This is a genomic window from Streptomyces sp. NPDC037288, from assembly GCF_055603265.1.
Genome location: NZ_JBVJVY010000002.1, coordinates 326408 through 340236, shown reverse-complemented (window position 1 = coordinate 340236; position 13829 = coordinate 326408). Strand labels below are relative to the sequence as shown.

General features: G+C 72.7%; 17 protein-coding genes. 3 read left to right on the top strand and 14 right to left on the bottom strand.

The window, feature by feature from the left end:
* Positions 1-51: 51 nt before the first annotated feature.
* Both ACZ7GZ_RS03875 and ACZ7GZ_RS03870 read right to left on the bottom strand, forming a co-directional pair.
* Positions 52-1671: an ABC-F family ATP-binding cassette domain-containing protein gene (locus ACZ7GZ_RS03875; RefSeq protein WP_471020706.1), complete on the bottom strand. Its 1620-nt coding sequence runs from the start codon at positions 1669-1671 to the stop codon at positions 52-54.
* Between the two features lie 549 nt (positions 1672-2220).
* A complete protein-coding gene (locus ACZ7GZ_RS03870) occupies positions 2221-2877 on the bottom strand; it encodes a histidine phosphatase family protein (protein WP_471020705.1) in 657 nt (218 codons plus the stop codon).
* An 80-nt stretch (positions 2878-2957) separates the two neighbouring features.
* Here ACZ7GZ_RS03870 and ACZ7GZ_RS03865 point away from each other — a divergent pair, with 80 nt between their 5' ends.
* From ACZ7GZ_RS03865 to ACZ7GZ_RS03855, 3 genes are all read left to right on the top strand, one after another.
* A complete protein-coding gene (locus tag ACZ7GZ_RS03865) occupies positions 2958-4451 on the top strand; it encodes a phosphatase PAP2 family protein (RefSeq protein ID WP_471020704.1) in 1494 nt (497 codons plus the stop codon).
* A gap of 113 nt (positions 4452-4564) precedes the next feature.
* On the top strand, positions 4565-5386 hold the full coding sequence (locus ACZ7GZ_RS03860; protein WP_471020702.1) for a class I SAM-dependent methyltransferase: 822 nt from the start codon (positions 4565-4567) through the stop codon (positions 5384-5386).
* Positions 5387-5429: 43 nt separating this feature from the next.
* Positions 5430-5600, top strand: coding sequence for a hydrophobic protein (locus ACZ7GZ_RS03855; RefSeq protein ID WP_471020700.1), 171 nt, complete (start codon positions 5430-5432; stop codon positions 5598-5600).
* 7 nt (positions 5601-5607) lie between these two features.
* On the opposite strand, the gene ACZ7GZ_RS03850 is transcribed toward ACZ7GZ_RS03855, so the two are convergent.
* The 12 genes from ACZ7GZ_RS03850 to ACZ7GZ_RS03795 form a co-directional block, all read right to left on the bottom strand.
* Positions 5608-5889 (bottom strand): gas vesicle protein K, encoded by a 282-nt coding sequence (locus ACZ7GZ_RS03850; protein ID WP_069777790.1) that lies wholly within the window; start codon positions 5887-5889, stop codon positions 5608-5610.
* A complete protein-coding gene (locus ACZ7GZ_RS03845; RefSeq protein ID WP_471020699.1) occupies positions 5886-6095 on the bottom strand; it encodes a gas vesicle protein in 210 nt (69 codons plus the stop codon). The genes ACZ7GZ_RS03850 and ACZ7GZ_RS03845 overlap by 4 nt, the downstream gene beginning before the upstream one ends.
* Positions 6092-6862, bottom strand: coding sequence for a GvpL/GvpF family gas vesicle protein (locus tag ACZ7GZ_RS03840; RefSeq protein ID WP_471020697.1), 771 nt, complete (start codon positions 6860-6862; stop codon positions 6092-6094). The genes ACZ7GZ_RS03845 and ACZ7GZ_RS03840 overlap by 4 nt, the downstream gene beginning before the upstream one ends.
* Positions 6859-7194: a gas vesicle protein gene (locus tag ACZ7GZ_RS03835; protein ID WP_031168158.1), complete on the bottom strand. Its 336-nt coding sequence runs from the start codon at positions 7192-7194 to the stop codon at positions 6859-6861. Before ACZ7GZ_RS03835 ends, ACZ7GZ_RS03840 begins: the two co-directional genes overlap by 4 nt.
* A complete protein-coding gene (locus tag ACZ7GZ_RS03830; RefSeq protein WP_471020695.1) occupies positions 7191-8393 on the bottom strand; it encodes an SRPBCC family protein in 1203 nt (400 codons plus the stop codon). Before ACZ7GZ_RS03830 ends, ACZ7GZ_RS03835 begins: the two co-directional genes overlap by 4 nt.
* A complete protein-coding gene (locus ACZ7GZ_RS03825) occupies positions 8390-9022 on the bottom strand; it encodes a DNA primase (protein WP_471020784.1) in 633 nt (210 codons plus the stop codon). Before ACZ7GZ_RS03825 ends, ACZ7GZ_RS03830 begins: the two co-directional genes overlap by 4 nt.
* The gene (locus tag ACZ7GZ_RS03820; RefSeq protein WP_471020693.1) at positions 9022-9282 is read right to left on the bottom strand and encodes a gas vesicle protein GvpG; all 261 of its coding nucleotides are present in this window, start codon (positions 9280-9282) and stop codon (positions 9022-9024) included. The genes ACZ7GZ_RS03825 and ACZ7GZ_RS03820 overlap by 1 nt, the downstream gene beginning before the upstream one ends.
* A 34-nt stretch (positions 9283-9316) precedes the next feature.
* Complete coding sequence (locus ACZ7GZ_RS03815; protein ID WP_471020692.1) at positions 9317-10096, bottom strand: GvpL/GvpF family gas vesicle protein; 780 nt, start codon at positions 10094-10096, stop codon at positions 9317-9319.
* The gene (locus ACZ7GZ_RS03810) at positions 10093-10512 is read right to left on the bottom strand and encodes a gas vesicle structural protein GvpA (protein WP_471020690.1); all 420 of its coding nucleotides are present in this window, start codon (positions 10510-10512) and stop codon (positions 10093-10095) included. Before ACZ7GZ_RS03810 ends, ACZ7GZ_RS03815 begins: the two co-directional genes overlap by 4 nt.
* Before the next feature lie 71 nt (positions 10513-10583).
* Entirely contained in the window at positions 10584-10955 is a 372-nt protein-coding gene (locus ACZ7GZ_RS03805) for a gas vesicle protein GvpO (RefSeq protein ID WP_471020689.1), read from the bottom strand.
* Positions 10956-10999: 44 nt separating this feature from the next.
* Positions 11000-11935: a non-homologous end-joining DNA ligase gene (gene ligD, locus ACZ7GZ_RS03800; protein ID WP_471020687.1), complete on the bottom strand. Its 936-nt coding sequence runs from the start codon at positions 11933-11935 to the stop codon at positions 11000-11002.
* Positions 11932-13779 (bottom strand): transketolase, encoded by a 1848-nt coding sequence (locus ACZ7GZ_RS03795; RefSeq protein WP_471020686.1) that lies wholly within the window; start codon positions 13777-13779, stop codon positions 11932-11934. The genes ligD and ACZ7GZ_RS03795 overlap by 4 nt, the downstream gene beginning before the upstream one ends.
* Positions 13780-13829: the final 50 nt, after the last annotated feature.

Genomic DNA, 13829 nt, shown 5'->3' with positions numbered 1-13829 from the left:
CCGGTACACGCGACACGGCCCGCGCCCCCACGGCGAGCGCGCCGCCCGCCCCTAGCGGGCGCGTGAGACGCGGCGTTCGTCCCAGACCGGTTCCGATGTCTCGCGGACGCGGCCGTCGCTGCCGAAGACCAGGTACCGGTCGAAGGAGCGGGCGAACCAGCGGTCGTGGGTGACGGCGAGGACCGTGCCCTCGAAGTTCTCCAGGCCTTCCTGGAGGGCCTCGGCGGACTCCAGGTCGAGGTTGTCGGTGGGCTCGTCCAGCAGCAGCGCGGTGGCGCCCGCCAGTTCCAGCAGCAGGATCTGGAAGCGGGCCTGCTGGCCGCCGGAGAGCCGGTCGAAGGTCTGCTCGGCCTGCTGGGTCAGCTCGTAGCGACGCAGCCTCGACATGGCGGCGCCGCGGTCCTGGGAGTGCTCCTTCCACAGGATGTCGAGCAGGGTGCGGCCCTGGAGTTCGGGGTGCGCGTGGGTCTGCGCGAAGTGGCCGGGCACGACACGTGCGCCCAGTTTCCACTGGCCTGTGTGGGCGACGTCCTCGCCGGCCAGCAGGCGCAGGAAGTGGGACTTGCCGGAGCCGTTGGAGCCGAGGACGGCGACCCGTTCGCCGTAGAAGACCTCCAGGTCGAACGGTTTCATCAGCCCGGTCAGTTCGAGTCGCTCGCAGGTGACGGCTCTTACGCCGGTGCGGCCGCCCTTCAGACGCATGGTGATGTCCTGCTCGCGCGGCGGCTCCGGTGGCGGGCCGGCCTCCTCGAACTTGCGCAGGCGGGTCTGGGCGGCCGCGTACCGGGAGGCCATCTCGTGGCTGACGGCGGCGGCCTGCCGCAGGTTCAGGACCAGCTTCTTCAGCTGGGCGTGTTTCTCGTCCCAGCGGCGGCGCAGCTCCTCGAAGCGGGCGAAGCGCTCGCGGCGGGCGTCGTGGTAGGTGGCGAAGCCGCCGCCGTGCACCCAGGCGTCGGCGCCGGCCGGGCCCGGCTCCACGGAGACGATCTTGTCGGCGGCGCGGGCGAGGAGTTCACGGTCGTGGGAGACGAACAGGACCGTCTTGCGGGTCTGCTTGAGCTGCTCCTCCAGCCACCGCTTGCCGGGCACGTCGAGGTAGTTGTCCGGCTCGTCCAGCAGCAGTACCTCGTCGGTGCCGCGCAGCAGCGCCTCCAGCACGAGGCGTTTCTGCTCGCCGCCGGAGAGGGTGCGGACCAGACGCCACTGCGCTTTCTCGTACGGCACGCCGAGGGCGGCGGTGGTGCACATGTCCCACTGGGTCTCGGCCTCGTAGCCGCGGGCCTCGGCCCAGTCGGCGAGGGCCTGCGCGTACGACAGCTGGGCGGCCTCGTCGTCGACGGTCATGAGGGCGTGCTCGGCGTCGTCGACGGCCTTCGCCGCCTGGCGGATCCGGGGCGGGGCGACGGAGACGAGCAGGTCGCGTACGGTCGTCTCGTCGCGTACGGAGCCCACGAACTGGCGCATCACGCCGAGGCCGCCGCTGACGGTGACGGTGCCGGCGTGCGGCTGCAGCTCGCCGGAGATCAGCCGGAGCAGGGTGGTCTTGCCGGCGCCGTTCGGGCCGACGAGCGCGACGGCGGCGCCGTCGCCGACCCGGAAGGACACGTCCCCGAGCAGGGTCCTCCCGTCGGGGAGCTGGTACTCGAGGTGCGCGGCTTCCAGATGTCCCATGGCGAGGCATTCTCCGGGGCGGCGCGGATAACGGCAAACGGATATCGGCGCCCGGCACACTCTTGCCGGCCCGCCGCAGCGCCCCGGACTCCACGCCTTCCCATGGGCTTGCCACCGGGCTCCGCCCGCACCCGGCCCGCCCCACGGGGCCCTCCGCCAGGCGCGCCGGCAACCGTCACGGGCTGCGGCTGTCCAGGAGCGGCCTGAGGCCCGCCTGCGACCGATGCTTCACCGCACCGCGAGACCCTCAGCACCCCCGCCGGGCTCCGCCCACCCCACCGCCCCGGCCGGCCTCCACCCGTCCTCCCCTCACGCCCCACTGGACTCCGCACCCGGCCCCACCCCCGCCAGGGGTGCCCGCGTACCGTCCCGGGCTGCGGCTGTCCGGGCCCTCCCCGCGACGAACGCCTCGCCGCGGCGCGTGTCCCGATTCGCCGTTCTCGTCGGCCCCACCGGGCTCCGCCAACCTCCCAAGCGAGCCCCACCCCCCTGCCCCCACTCGCCTCCCAGGCGAGCCCCGCTTCTCCGCCCCCCGCTCGCCGGCCGGGCCTACCCCACCGACTCCACCCGTTCGCCCGCCGGGCCGCCCTCGTGCGCCGGTTCCACCGTGGCGCCCTCCCAGGTCACCGCCTTCCAGGTGTCGGACGGGGAGCCCTCGAGGATGATCACGCCGGTGTTCTTCAGGGGGCGGGCGGCGGCGAAGGGGACGTCGACGTTGGCGGCGCGGGCGGCGGTCCACATGCGGATCGCGGCGCCGTGGCTGACCATGGCGACGGTCCGGGCACCGCTCGCGGCGGCCTCGGCGACCACGGCGTCGTACCGGGCGAGGGCCTCCTCGCCGCTCTCCCCGCCGGGGATGCGCAGCGCGGTGTCGCCGGCCGCCCAGGAGAACACCGTGCGCATGTACTCCCGGCCCCGGGCGGATTCGCCCGGCAGCATCTCCAGGTCGCCGGCGGACACCTCGCGGATGCCGTCGCGGACGTGCACCTCCAGTCCGAACGCGGCGGCCAGCGGGGCGGCGGTGAGCCGGGCGCGCAGCAGCGGGGAGGCGTAGAGGGCCTCGAGGTCCTCGTCGGCGAGCGCCTCGGGCAGTGCGGCGGCCTGCGCCTCGCCGAGCGGGGTGAGCCCCGGTCCGGGTACGGCGGTGTCCAGCAGGTGGTCCGCGTTGGAGGGGGTCTCACCGTGGCGGACGAGGAGCAGGCGCATGCGGGGGAACTCCTTGCGCGCCGGCCTGGCCCCGGCGCGAGCGGGAACAAGAACCGGGCACTTCAGGGTAACCGCACCCCATGAGCCCAGACCTGGACCTGACTGACCGTACGACCGGCCACAGTGCGCTGTGCCGGCTGCTGGATCTGGACGGCCTGCTGTTCGAGGCGGCCGCCGCCTGGCACTGGCCCGGTGCCGAGCGGGTACTGCCCCGCCTCAGCCGCGGTGCGAACCACGGGGTGCTGTGGTTCGCGACGGCCGCCGCGATGGCCGCGAGCCGTACGCCGAGGGCCCGCCGGGCGGCCGCCAGGGGCGTGGCCTCGCTCAGCGTGGCGTCGCTGGCCATCAACACGATCGGCAAGCGTTCCGTGCGCCGGGCACGGCCGGTACTGGATCCGGTGCCGCTGGTGCGGCAGCTGAAGCGGCAGCCGATCACCACGTCCTTCCCGTCCGGGCACTCCGCGTCGGCCGCCGCCTTCGCGACCGGCGTCGCGCTGGAGTCCCCGGCGTGGGGGGCGGCGGTGGCGCCGGTGGCGTTCTCGGTGGCGGCCTCCCGGGTGTACACGGGCGTGCATTTCCCGAGTGACGTACTGGCCGGGGCGGCGCTCGGCGCGGGCGCGGCCTTCCTGGTACGGCGGCTGGTGCCGACCCGCGCCCAGGTGCGGCGGCCGGCCCGGCCGCGTGCCGAGGCGCCCGCGCTGCCGGACGGCGACGGTCTGGTGATGGTCGCCAACCGCGGCTCGGGCACCGCCGACCGGGTCCGCGCGCTGCGCGGCGCGCTGCCGAAGGCGGAGATCGTCGAGTGCGCGCCGGAGGAGATCGGCGACGCGCTGGCGAAGGCGGCGGCCCGCGCCCGGGTGCTGGGGGTGTGCGGCGGCGACGGCACGGTGAACACGGCCGCCGGGATCGCCCTGCGGCACGGTCTGCCGCTCGCGGTGCTGCCCGGCGGCACCCTCAACCACTTCGCCTACGACCTCGGTGTGGAGGACGAACGCGATCTGGCCCGTGCGGTCCGGCACGGCGAGGCGGTGCGGGTGGACGCGGCCCGCTACGGGAGCGGCGGCCGTGGGGGCCTGTTCCTGAACACGCTGAGCCTGGGCGTCTACCCGGAGCTGGTGCGCGAGCGGGAACGCTGGTCGCGCCGGATCGGCGGCTGGCCGGCCGGGGTGCTGGGCGCGCTGCGGGTGCTGCGCGCGCACCGGCATCCGCTGGAGCTGGAGGTGGGCGGTGGACGGCGGGCGCTGTGGCTGCTGTTCGTCGGCAACGGCGTCTACCACCGGATGGGGCTCGGGCCGGGCCGGCGTACCGATCTCGCGGACGGGCTGCTGGACGTGCGGGTGGTGCACGGGGGCCGCCGGCCGGCGCTGCGGCTGCTGGCCGCCGCCGCGGCGGGCCCGCTGACGCGGTCCCCGGCGCATGCGGCGGTGCAGGTGAACCGGCTCCGGCTGACCGGCATCGCACCGGGGACCCCGCTGGCGTACGACGGCGAGGTGACGGCGGTGTCGGGCGAGCTCACCCTGGAGAAGCTGCCGGAGGCCCTGACGGTCTACCGCCCGCTGCGCACCGCCCCTTGACGCACCATCAGTCCATATCGTGAAACCTGGATCTCATTATTCGGCGCACGCGCGTACGGTGATGCGCACCGGCCCGCCGCGACAGCGGCGACGAGGGTGAAGGGGAAACCGTCATGCCGAAAGCGCAGGAGACCGCCGTCTACACGCACGGGCACCACGAGTCGGTGCTGCGGTCGCACACCTGGCGGACCGCCGAGAACTCCGCGGCCTATCTGCTCGGCTCCCTGAAACCCCACATGAAGATCCTGGACATCGGCTGCGGGCCCGGGACCATCACCGCCGACCTGGCGGAACGGGTTCCCGGGGGCCGTGTCACCGGCGTCGACCACGCGCCGGGGATCCTGGAGCAGGCCCGGGCCACCGCCGCCGCGCGCGGCCTGGCCAACGTGGACTTCGCGGTCGCCGACGTGCACGCCCTGGACTACCCGGACGACACCTTCTGCGTGGTCCACGCCCACCAGGTGCTCCAGCACGTCGGCGACCCGGTGCAGGCGCTGCGCGAGATGCACCGGGTGACGAGGCCGGGCGGGTTCATCGCCGTACGCGACGCGGACTACGCGGCGATGACCTGGCATCCGGCGGTGCCGGGGCTGGCGGACTGGCTGGACCTGTACGAGCGGGTGGCCCGCGCCAACGGCGGCGAGCCCGACGCCGGGCGCCGGCTGAAGGGGTGGGCGCTGGCCGCCGGAGTGCGGGACGTCACGGCCACCTCGAGCACCTGGACGTTCGCCACACCCGAGGAGCGGGCCTGGTGGAGCGGGTTGTGGGCGGACCGCACCCTGGCCTCCGCCTACGCGGAGCGGGCCACCCGGGGTGGTCACGCGACCGGGGAACAGCTGCGGGCCGTGTCCGAGGCCTGGCGTGCCTGGGGCGGACGGGAGGACGGCTGGTTCGCGGTCCTGCACGGGGAGATTCTGTGCCGTAAGGAAGCCTGATTCGCTGAATCCGGGAAACCCGGACTGCAGGAGGTTTCACATTATGGTTCCCATTCTGCTGGTACTGCTTCTGGCTCTGGTTCTTTTCGGGGCCGGATTCGCGGTGAAGATTCTCTGGTGGATTGCCCTGGCGGTGCTGGTCATCTGGCTGCTGGGTTTCGTGACCCGCGGCACGACCGCCGGCGGCGGCAGGGGCCGGTGGTACCGGTGGTGACGTGAGGTCAGTCGCGCGGAAGCAGCGGTCCGAGCGGCCCGAGGTCCAGGTTCAGGTCCTCGGGCCGCAGTCCGTAGCGCTCGCGCAGCTCGGCCATCCGCTCCTCCAGGAGCATCAGGGTGAGCCCGATCCGCTCCTCCTGCTCCTCGGTCAGCTCACCGGTGTCGAAGCGGCGCACGGCCTGCCGTTCCATGAGCTGCCGCAGGAGTTCCACGACGGTGAGCACCAGTTTCACCAAGTCGCGCTCGACCGTGTCGGGTTCGAGGTCGAGCCGGTTGCGCGGGGTCACACGACCTCCTCGGACGATGGGAGAGCCAGCTCGAAAGGTGAGGGGACCGACTCGTTCACCGAGCTGATCAGGGCGTTCAAGTCGATGCGGACCAGGTCGACGTCCGCGATCCTGAGGGTGATGTCGCCGGTGACGACGACCCCGCCGGCCAGCAGCCTGTCGAGCAGGTCGACGAGTGCGATCTCGCGCCGTTCCACGACGGTCACGACTCCGCCTCCCCCGTGAACGAATAGGCGGCCCAGGGCCCGGTGAGTTCCACCCGGATTCCGGGTGCCTCGTCCTTTGTTCGGTCCACCAGTTCCACGAATTCCTCGGAATGCATGCGCGGTACGAGATAGGCCGCGTTGAGGACGTTACGGCCGGACGCCGCGGAAAGCGCGGAATTCTGCGGGGGGTGCATCCGGGAATCCTCGGCGTACCGGCAGAGCCGCTCGTGCAGTGACCGGGCGAACGCCTCGGCGCGCTGCCATTTCTCCTCCTGGGCGTGGGTGCTCTCGCGCCGCCGGCGCAGATAGTCCCGGCCGCTCCCGGGCTTCCCCGCCACGGCGGGCGCGGGCTCGGCGGCCTCGGCGGACTCGGGCTCCAGGTACACCTTCACGCCCCACTCGACGCGGCCCTCCAGCCGGTCGAGGATGCGCCGGAAGTCGTCCTCGCGGGCCTCGATCATCGAGCGCACCCCGCTGCAGTCCCGGAAGACGGTCCCGAGCCGGAGCGGCAGGGGCGTGGTGACCGTGGTGAGGGCGTCGATCACGCCCTGGTGCGCGCGGGCGGTCGCGGCCAGCCAGTCCAGGTCCTCCAGGTGGGCCTTGAGCGCTTCCTCGCAGAAGTCGGCCTCCGGGACCTGGCTGACGACCGCGACCAGCCCGTGGTGGTGCACCAGCCCCGGCGGGGCGCCCCCGACGCCCGTGAGCTGGGACTGCAGGGGCGTCCCGAAGGGGCGGCAGACGGCGTAGACGTAGCGCAGTCCGGTCATGGGGCCTCCTTCGGCACGTGGCCCGGCTCCAGCTCCTCCAGCCGGGCCAGCCGTTCTCTCAGCTCGGCGTTCTCCCGGGTCAGCTCGTCGCGGCGGGCCCGGGAGGAGAGGGCCGGGTCGGTCTCCCACCAGTCGATGCCCATCTCCTTGGCCTTGTCGACCGAGGCCACGATGAGCCGCAGCTTGACGGTCAGCAGTTCGATGTCGAGCAGATTGATCCGGATGTCACCCGCGATCACCACGCCCTTGTCGAGCACACGCTCCAGGATGTCGGCGAGGTTGGCTCCGCTGCTGTGGCCGTACGGCTCGGGGAACCGGCTGGGCGTCGTCATCGACGGCTCCCGCGCCCGGCGTACTCGGGCTCCTCTGCTTTCTCGCCTTCTTCCTCGTCTTCTTCCTCGTCCGGGTACTCGTCCTCTTCCTCGCCCTCTTCCTCGCCTTCCTCGTCCTCTTCCGCGGGCTCCTCCTCGTACGGCTGCTCTGTCTCGGCCTCGTACTCCTCAGGTTCCTCTTCTTCCTCCTCCTCGTCCCGGTACTCCCCGGGCTCCCCCTCTTCCTCTTCCTCCTCCTCTTCCTCCTCCTCTTCCTCCTCCTCGTCCTCGTCCTCTTCCTCGTCCTCGGCGCGCGGCTTCCCGGACTCCTCCTCTTCCGCCACGGCGTCCTCGTGGCTGCGGACCACCTCGCCGTCGCGGATCTCGCCGCGCCAGCCGTCCTCCGCCTCTCCCTTCAGGGTGATGAACCGGGCGAAGTTCTTCAGGTCCAGCCTGGCCCGGCGGCCCTGGGCGCGCCACAGATTGCCGGTCTTCTCGAACAGGCCGCTCGGGTAGTACTCCATGACCAGCAGGATCCGGGTGAGGTTCTCGCCGAGCGGGTGGAAGGTGACGACACCCTTGGTGCTGCCCTTGGCGCCCTCGGACGTCCACTGGATGCGGTAGTCCGGTACCTGCTCGGTGGTGTGCGCCTTCCAGCTGCGGCTGGACCAGAAGATCTTGGCCTGCCAGTCGGAATCGGTGTCGTCGGCCCGGCTCGCGCTCTTGACGCCCTTGGCGAAGGTGGAGAAGTCCTGGTACTGGGTCCACTGGTCGTAGGCGGCGCGCAGCGGCACGCCCACGTCGACGGATTCCATGATGACGGTGGGCTTGTTGCCCCCTCCGCCCTTCTTTCTGCCCCCGCCGCCCCCGAGGTTCCTGACCGCGTCCATCACGTTCTCCTTGGCGCGGGAGGCCCCGAGCTCCAGAGCGGAGCGCAGCGGCCCCTTGCCCTCGGCGAGCTTGCGGCCGCCGTCGAGTGCCAGCTTGGCGAAGCCGGGGCTGTTGCCCTCGGCGATGTCGTTGAGCCTGACCGTGGTCTCGCCGAGCTTGCGGCCGAGGCCGCTGAGCAGCCGCTGGGCCTGCACCGCCAGGTACTCCTGCGCCTCGGCCTTGAGCCGGTCGGCGGCCTCGCCGTGGGCGAGGTCGGCGAGCGGGTTGTCCTTGGCCCCGCCCGTGGCCTTGCCGACCGCGGACGTGGCCGACCCCAGGGTCTCGGTCATCGGTCTTCACCACCCTTGGGCTGCCGGGTGCCGGCCGTCTTCTTCCCGGCCGTCTTGCGGGCCCTGCCGGTCTTCTGGGCCGCCGCCTTCTTCGCGGGGGCCGTCTTCTTCGCGACGGGATTCCTGGCGGCGGCCTTCTTCGACGGGGCCTTCCTGGCCGCCTTCCCGCCGGACGGCTTGTTGTCCTCCTGGTCGTCCCGGTCGCCGTCCTCCGGCGCCTCGCGGTCGCCCGTGTCCCGCTCCTCGCGGTCGTCCCGCGCCTCGCGGTCGCCGCCTTCCTCCCGGTCCTCGTCGGAGCCGGCCGTGGGCAGCGCTCCGGACAACTGGTCGCGCACCTGGGCGGTACGGTCGTGCAGCCGGTCGGCGAGCGCGCCCATCTGCCGCTCGACCACGGCCCCGGACGCGGCTTTGCCGACGCCCCTGAAATCCTCGCGCAGCTGATCGCCGATCTCCTTGAACTGCGGGTTGTCGCGCAGCTGTTGGCGTGCCATCGCCGCGAGCGCCCCCGGGCCGAGGTTCAGCTTCTTGCCGGCGGCCAGGGAACCGACCGCGAGCGCCATTTTCAGTTTCCTCGTGCGTCCGAGCAGATATCCGGCCCCTATGGCGAGGCCCAGTGCCGTGCGGTTCATCATGACGTCCCGTCGCCTGTGGTGTCGCCGGAGCGCATGGCGGTCTCCAGCCGGTCGAGCAGCTCGTCCTCGCGCCGGTCGAACTCCTCCTCGGTGATCTCACCCGCCTCCAGCTGCTCTTCCAGTCGCGCAAGTTCGGCCCGTACGACGGCGGGGTCGTAGTAGATCCGTTCCGCCTCGCGGAGTACCTGGCCGATCGCCCAGCCGCTGCCGCGCACCGGTGCGAACGGCAGCAGCAGCACCTCCTTGATCAGTCCCATGGACTCCTCCTTCCGCCGGGGACCGCCCCGTCACCTACGCCCCGGCGTCCGCGCCCTGGTCCGCGCCCGCGGTGTCGGCCGCCGGCTGGGCGGGACCGGGCTCGACGAAGCTGTAGGGCGGCAGCGGGCCGTTGACGCGCAGTTCCAGATGCGGATGGCCGGCACGGACCCGCTCGACGGCGGCCAGGAAGTCCTCGGCCGTGTCCCGGCCCACCAGGAACGAGACGTTGAGCAGCCAGCCGGTGGACTGCGGGCCGGCGCTGACCGCGGCGGCGGCCGGCTCCAGCGCGGCCTGCACCTCGGCGGCGTCCTCGGCCTCCTTGGCCTTGACCGCGGCCGCGACCATCTCGCCCAGGCGCAGCTTCTCGTCGTAACTGCCTCCGCCGGTACGCCGGTTGGACTCGGCGAGGCTGCGGATCTCGGTGTTCTCGGCCATCACGCGGTGCAGGACCGCCTCTTCGACGTGGTTGGCCTTGACGTTGTACTCGACCCTGCCGTCCAGGGCCTTCAGCCGCTCCAGGTAGTGCTCCGCACGCTCGTCGAGCACCTGGGCGACGGTGTCGTCGTCCGGCGCCACGTTCCCGAACCGCATGGGCAGCACACAGCCGCCCGCGCCGGTCTCGGCGAGCACGTTCTGGTGCGCGAGCAGGTCCCGGCGCTTGGCCCGCAGCCCCTCGGGGGCGTCGCTGACCACGGCGGCCAGCTCGCCGGCCGTGACGACCCGCACGGGCAGGGCCGGCTCGCCCACGCCGGTCATGCCCTCGGGCAGGGCGGGGTGCGAGCGGGCGGTGATCCCGTAGACGTAGGTGCTCACTCCTGCTCCTCCTTCCGGCGGGTCGTGGACTTACGGGGGCGGGGCCGGGCCTCGCCGCCCTCCTCGCGGGCCTGCTTGAAGGCGTCGGAGATGGTCTCCGCGGCTCCGGACAGGGCACCCTTGGACTTGCCGCGGGCACCGGACTCGGTGATCTCGCCGACCATGTCGGGCAGCCCGGGGCTCTTGTGGGGGCCCGCCTCCAGGTCCAGACGGTTGCACGCCTCGGCGAACCGCAGGTAGGTGTCGACGCTGGCCACCACGACCCTCACGTCGATCTTCAGAATCTCGATGCCGACCAGGGAGACCCGCACGAAGGCGTCGATCACCAGTCCCCTGTCGAGGACCAGTTCGAGCACGTCGTAGAGGCCGCTGGTGCCGCCTCCGCCTCCGGTCTGCTGTGCCGGGACAACGGTCATGCCGGCTGTTCCTCCTCCTGTGTAGTAGTCGGTGCCACGGTGGCCGCGCGGCGGGCAGGCGGCCGGGCGGCCTAGGGGCCACCGGGACGGCGCGCGTCGGCCCGCCCGCGTTCGTAGCGGCGAACGCGCCGGTAGCCGGTGAGCTGCCCGTCGCCGTCGAGATCGACCTGGTAGCTCGCCATCAGGCTCATCGTGTCCGGCACCCTCGCGAGTTCGAGGACCTCCACCTCGAGCTCCCATCCGTCCTCGGTCTGCTCGAAGGAGGTCACCGACTCAGGGGCGAGCCCGGTGAGTTCGGCGAGCTGGCTCCGGGCCTGGCGCAGCACCTCCATGGGCGCCGGCCGTCGCTCGTCCGCCGTGCTCCGCGTGTCGTTCTGTGGCTCGCGTGAATTCTGGGTTTCCCGTGAATCCTGTGACTGGGATGTGTTTTTTGTATTCGACATGGCCACCTCCCCCTGCGGGTGGCCCCTCATCCCGTGGGCAAACCTCAGGAGCGGATGTCCGCGAGACGCCGCCGGGCCGGGCCAAGGCCGCGCCCGCGGTTCGGCAGTCCGCCCCAGGGACCGGTGCGGGCCTGGTCGAGGGCGTCCGCGATCGTCCAGCGGCGGGCGTCGATCCCCGGATCGTCCAGCTGCTCCCAGGCGAGGGGTACGGCGACGGGGGCGCCGGGGCGGGCCCGGACGGTGTAGGGGGCGACGGCGGTCTGCGCGTAGGCGTTGCGCTGCACGTCGAGGTAGAGACGGTCGCCGCGGTCCTGCTTGCGGGCGGCGGTGGTGAGCCGGTCCGGGTGCCGGGAGGCGGCCAGATCGGCCACGTCGCGGGCGAATCGACGCACCTCGTCGAAGCCGTGGCGGCCGTTGAGGGGGACGACGAGATGGAGTCCGCGCGAGCCGGTGGTCATGGGCGCGGCGGGCAGGCCCAGCTCCTCCAAGAGCTCCCGCAGCCATCCGGCCGCCGCACGGACCCGGGCGAAGTCGTCGCCGGGAGGATCGAGGTCGAAGACCAGCCGGTCCGGGTGATCGGCGCCGGCAGCCCGGTCGGTGCGCGAGAGCCAGCGGTGCAGGGTGAGACAGGCCTGGTCGGCGAGGTAGAGCAGGGTGGCGGTGTCGTCGCAGACGACGTGCGTGACCGTGCCGCCCTCCTTGGCGACCTCGGCCCGCCCGATCCAGTCCGGATAGTGCTCGGGGGTGTTCTTCTGCATGAACCGCTGCCCGTCGACGCCGTCCGGATACCGCTCCAGCATCAGCGGGCGGCCCCGCAGGTGCGGCAGGAGGAAGGGAGCCACGGACCGGTAGTAGTCGGCGAGGTCGCCCTTGGTGTACTCCTTCGCGTCCCCACGGCCCGGGAAGAGCACCTTCCCGGGCCGCTGGATCGCCACCGAACGGCGGCCCGTCCGCAGGGTCCGCGCGTCGGCGTCGCTCATCGCACGACCGCCTCCTCCACCAGCAGCTTGGCGGCCGCCGCGATGCCCACGGCGTCGATACCGGCCGCGTGCAGCTGCTCGTCGGGCGCCGCCGAACCCGGCATGGTCCGCACCGCGAGCCGGACCAGCCGGGGCACGGGCCGGCCGTCGCCGAAGGCCTCCGCGACGGCGTCGCCGAGGCCGCCCTCGGCGTGGTGGTCCTCCACGGTGAGCAGACAGCCGGTCTCCTCGGCGGCCAGGCGCAGCGTGTCCACGTCGACGGGCTTGACCGAGTACAGGTCGATCACCCGCACCCGGATGCCGTCCTCGGCGAGGCGGTCGGCCGCGGCCAGGGCCTCCGGCACCGTGACCCCGGCCGCGACGACCGTCAGCCGGTCCTCCTCGCTGCTGACGAGTGTCTTGCTGCCGCCCACCGGGAACTCCTCGCCGGGGCCGTAGATCACCGGTGTCTTGCCGCGCGAGGTGCGCAGGTAGCGGACGCCGTCGAGGCCGGCCATGGTCGCGACCAGCCGGGCGGTCTGGTTGGCGTCGCACGGGTACAGCACGGTCGAGCCGTGCACGGCACGGAACATCGCCAGGTCCTCCAGACCCATCTGCGAGGGCCCGTCCTGCCCGATCGCGACACCGGCGTGCGAACCGACCAGGTTGATGCCGGATCCGCTGATCGATGCCATCCGCACGAAGTCGTAGGCGCGGGTGAGGAACGCGGCGAACGTGGAGGCGTACGGCAGCAGGCCCCGCGTGGCCATGCCGACGGCCGCGGCGACCAGTTGCTGCTCGGCGATGTAGCACTCGAAGAACCGCTCGGGGTGCGCCTTGGCGAACTCCTCGGTGCGGGTGGAGTCGCCGACCTCGCCGTCCAGGGCGACCACGTCGCCGCGGGCGGTGCCGAGCGCGGCGAGGGCCGCGCCGAAGGCGTCCCGGGTCGCGACCTCGTCGCCCTCGTCGTAGCGCGGGAGCTGGAGCACCTCGGTGGTCAGGTCGCGCAGCGCGGCGGCGGCCGGCGGCTCGCTGACCCGGACGTGCAGCTCGCGCGGTCCGCCGAGTTCGGCGATGGCCTCCTCGGCGTCCGGCAGGGGTTTGCCGTGGTGGCCCTCCAGGTCCTCGACCGCGGTGACGCCCTTGCCCTTGAGGGTGCGGGCGAGGATCACGACGGGCTGCCCGGCCGTGGACAGCGCCTCGCCGTAGGCCCGGTCGATCTTGTCGACGTCATGGCCGTCGATCTCGACGGTGTGCCAGCCGAAGGCCTGGAAGCGGCGGGCGTAGGCGTCCAGGTCGTGGCCGTGCCGGGTGGGGCCGCGCTGGCCGAGCCGGTTGACGTCCACGATGGTGACCAGGTTGTCCAGGTGCTCGTGCCCGGCGTGTTCGGCGGCCTCCCACACCGAGCCCTCCGCCAGCTCGCTGTCGCCGCACAGCACCCACACCCGGTAGCCGGTACGCTCCAGGCGCTTGCCGGCGAGGGCGATGCCGACGCCGACCGGCAGGCCCTGGCCGAGGGATCCGGTGGCGGTCTCCACCCAGGGCAGCCGCCGGGGCGTCGGATGCCCTTCGAGCCGGCTGCCGATCCTGCGGAAGGTGAGCAGTTCGCCGTCCTCGATGGCACCGGCCGCCTTGTACGCGGCGTACAGCAGCGGCGAGGCGTGTCCCTTGGACAGCACGAAGCGGTCGTTGGCGGGGTGTTCGGGGCGTTCGAAGTCGTAGCGCAGATGGTTCGCGAGGAGGACGGCCATCAGGTCGGCGGCGGACATCGAGGAGGTGGGGTGCCCGGATCCCGCGGCGGCGGACGCCCGCACACTGTCCACGCGCAACTGCTGTCCCAGTTCTGCGAGTTCGGCGGTTTTCATGAGTCTCCTTGCACAGAGTCGAGTGGGGTCCGAGGGGCGGCCCGGCCCGA

Coding starts and splice junctions, on each gene's coding strand:
- ACZ7GZ_RS03875 (WP_471020706.1), bottom strand. CDS start 1,671: ATGGGACATCTGGAAGCCGCGCACCTCGAGTACCAGCTCCCCGACGGG.
- ACZ7GZ_RS03870 (WP_471020705.1), bottom strand. CDS start 2,877: ATGCGCCTGCTCCTCGTCCGCCACGGTGAGACCCCCTCCAACGCGGAC.
- ACZ7GZ_RS03865 (WP_471020704.1), top strand. CDS start 2,958: ATGAGCCCAGACCTGGACCTGACTGACCGTACGACCGGCCACAGTGCG.
- ACZ7GZ_RS03860 (WP_471020702.1), top strand. CDS start 4,565: ATGCCGAAAGCGCAGGAGACCGCCGTCTACACGCACGGGCACCACGAG.
- ACZ7GZ_RS03855 (WP_471020700.1), top strand. CDS start 5,430: ATGGTTCCCATTCTGCTGGTACTGCTTCTGGCTCTGGTTCTTTTCGGG.
- ACZ7GZ_RS03840 (WP_471020697.1), bottom strand. CDS start 6,862: ATGACCGGACTGCGCTACGTCTACGCCGTCTGCCGCCCCTTCGGGACG.
- ACZ7GZ_RS03835 (WP_031168158.1), bottom strand. CDS start 7,194: ATGACGACGCCCAGCCGGTTCCCCGAGCCGTACGGCCACAGCAGCGGA.
- ACZ7GZ_RS03830 (WP_471020695.1), bottom strand. CDS start 8,393: ATGACCGAGACCCTGGGGTCGGCCACGTCCGCGGTCGGCAAGGCCACG.
- ACZ7GZ_RS03825 (WP_471020784.1), bottom strand. CDS start 9,022: ATGAACCGCACGGCACTGGGCCTCGCCATAGGGGCCGGATATCTGCTC.
- ACZ7GZ_RS03820 (WP_471020693.1), bottom strand. CDS start 9,282: ATGGGACTGATCAAGGAGGTGCTGCTGCTGCCGTTCGCACCGGTGCGC.
- ACZ7GZ_RS03810 (WP_471020690.1), bottom strand. CDS start 10,512: ATGACCGTTGTCCCGGCACAGCAGACCGGAGGCGGAGGCGGCACCAGC.
- ACZ7GZ_RS03805 (WP_471020689.1), bottom strand. CDS start 10,955: ATGTCGAATACAAAAAACACATCCCAGTCACAGGATTCACGGGAAACC.
- ligD (WP_471020687.1), bottom strand. CDS start 11,935: ATGAGCGACGCCGACGCGCGGACCCTGCGGACGGGCCGCCGTTCGGTG.
- ACZ7GZ_RS03795 (WP_471020686.1), bottom strand. CDS start 13,779: ATGAAAACCGCCGAACTCGCAGAACTGGGACAGCAGTTGCGCGTGGAC.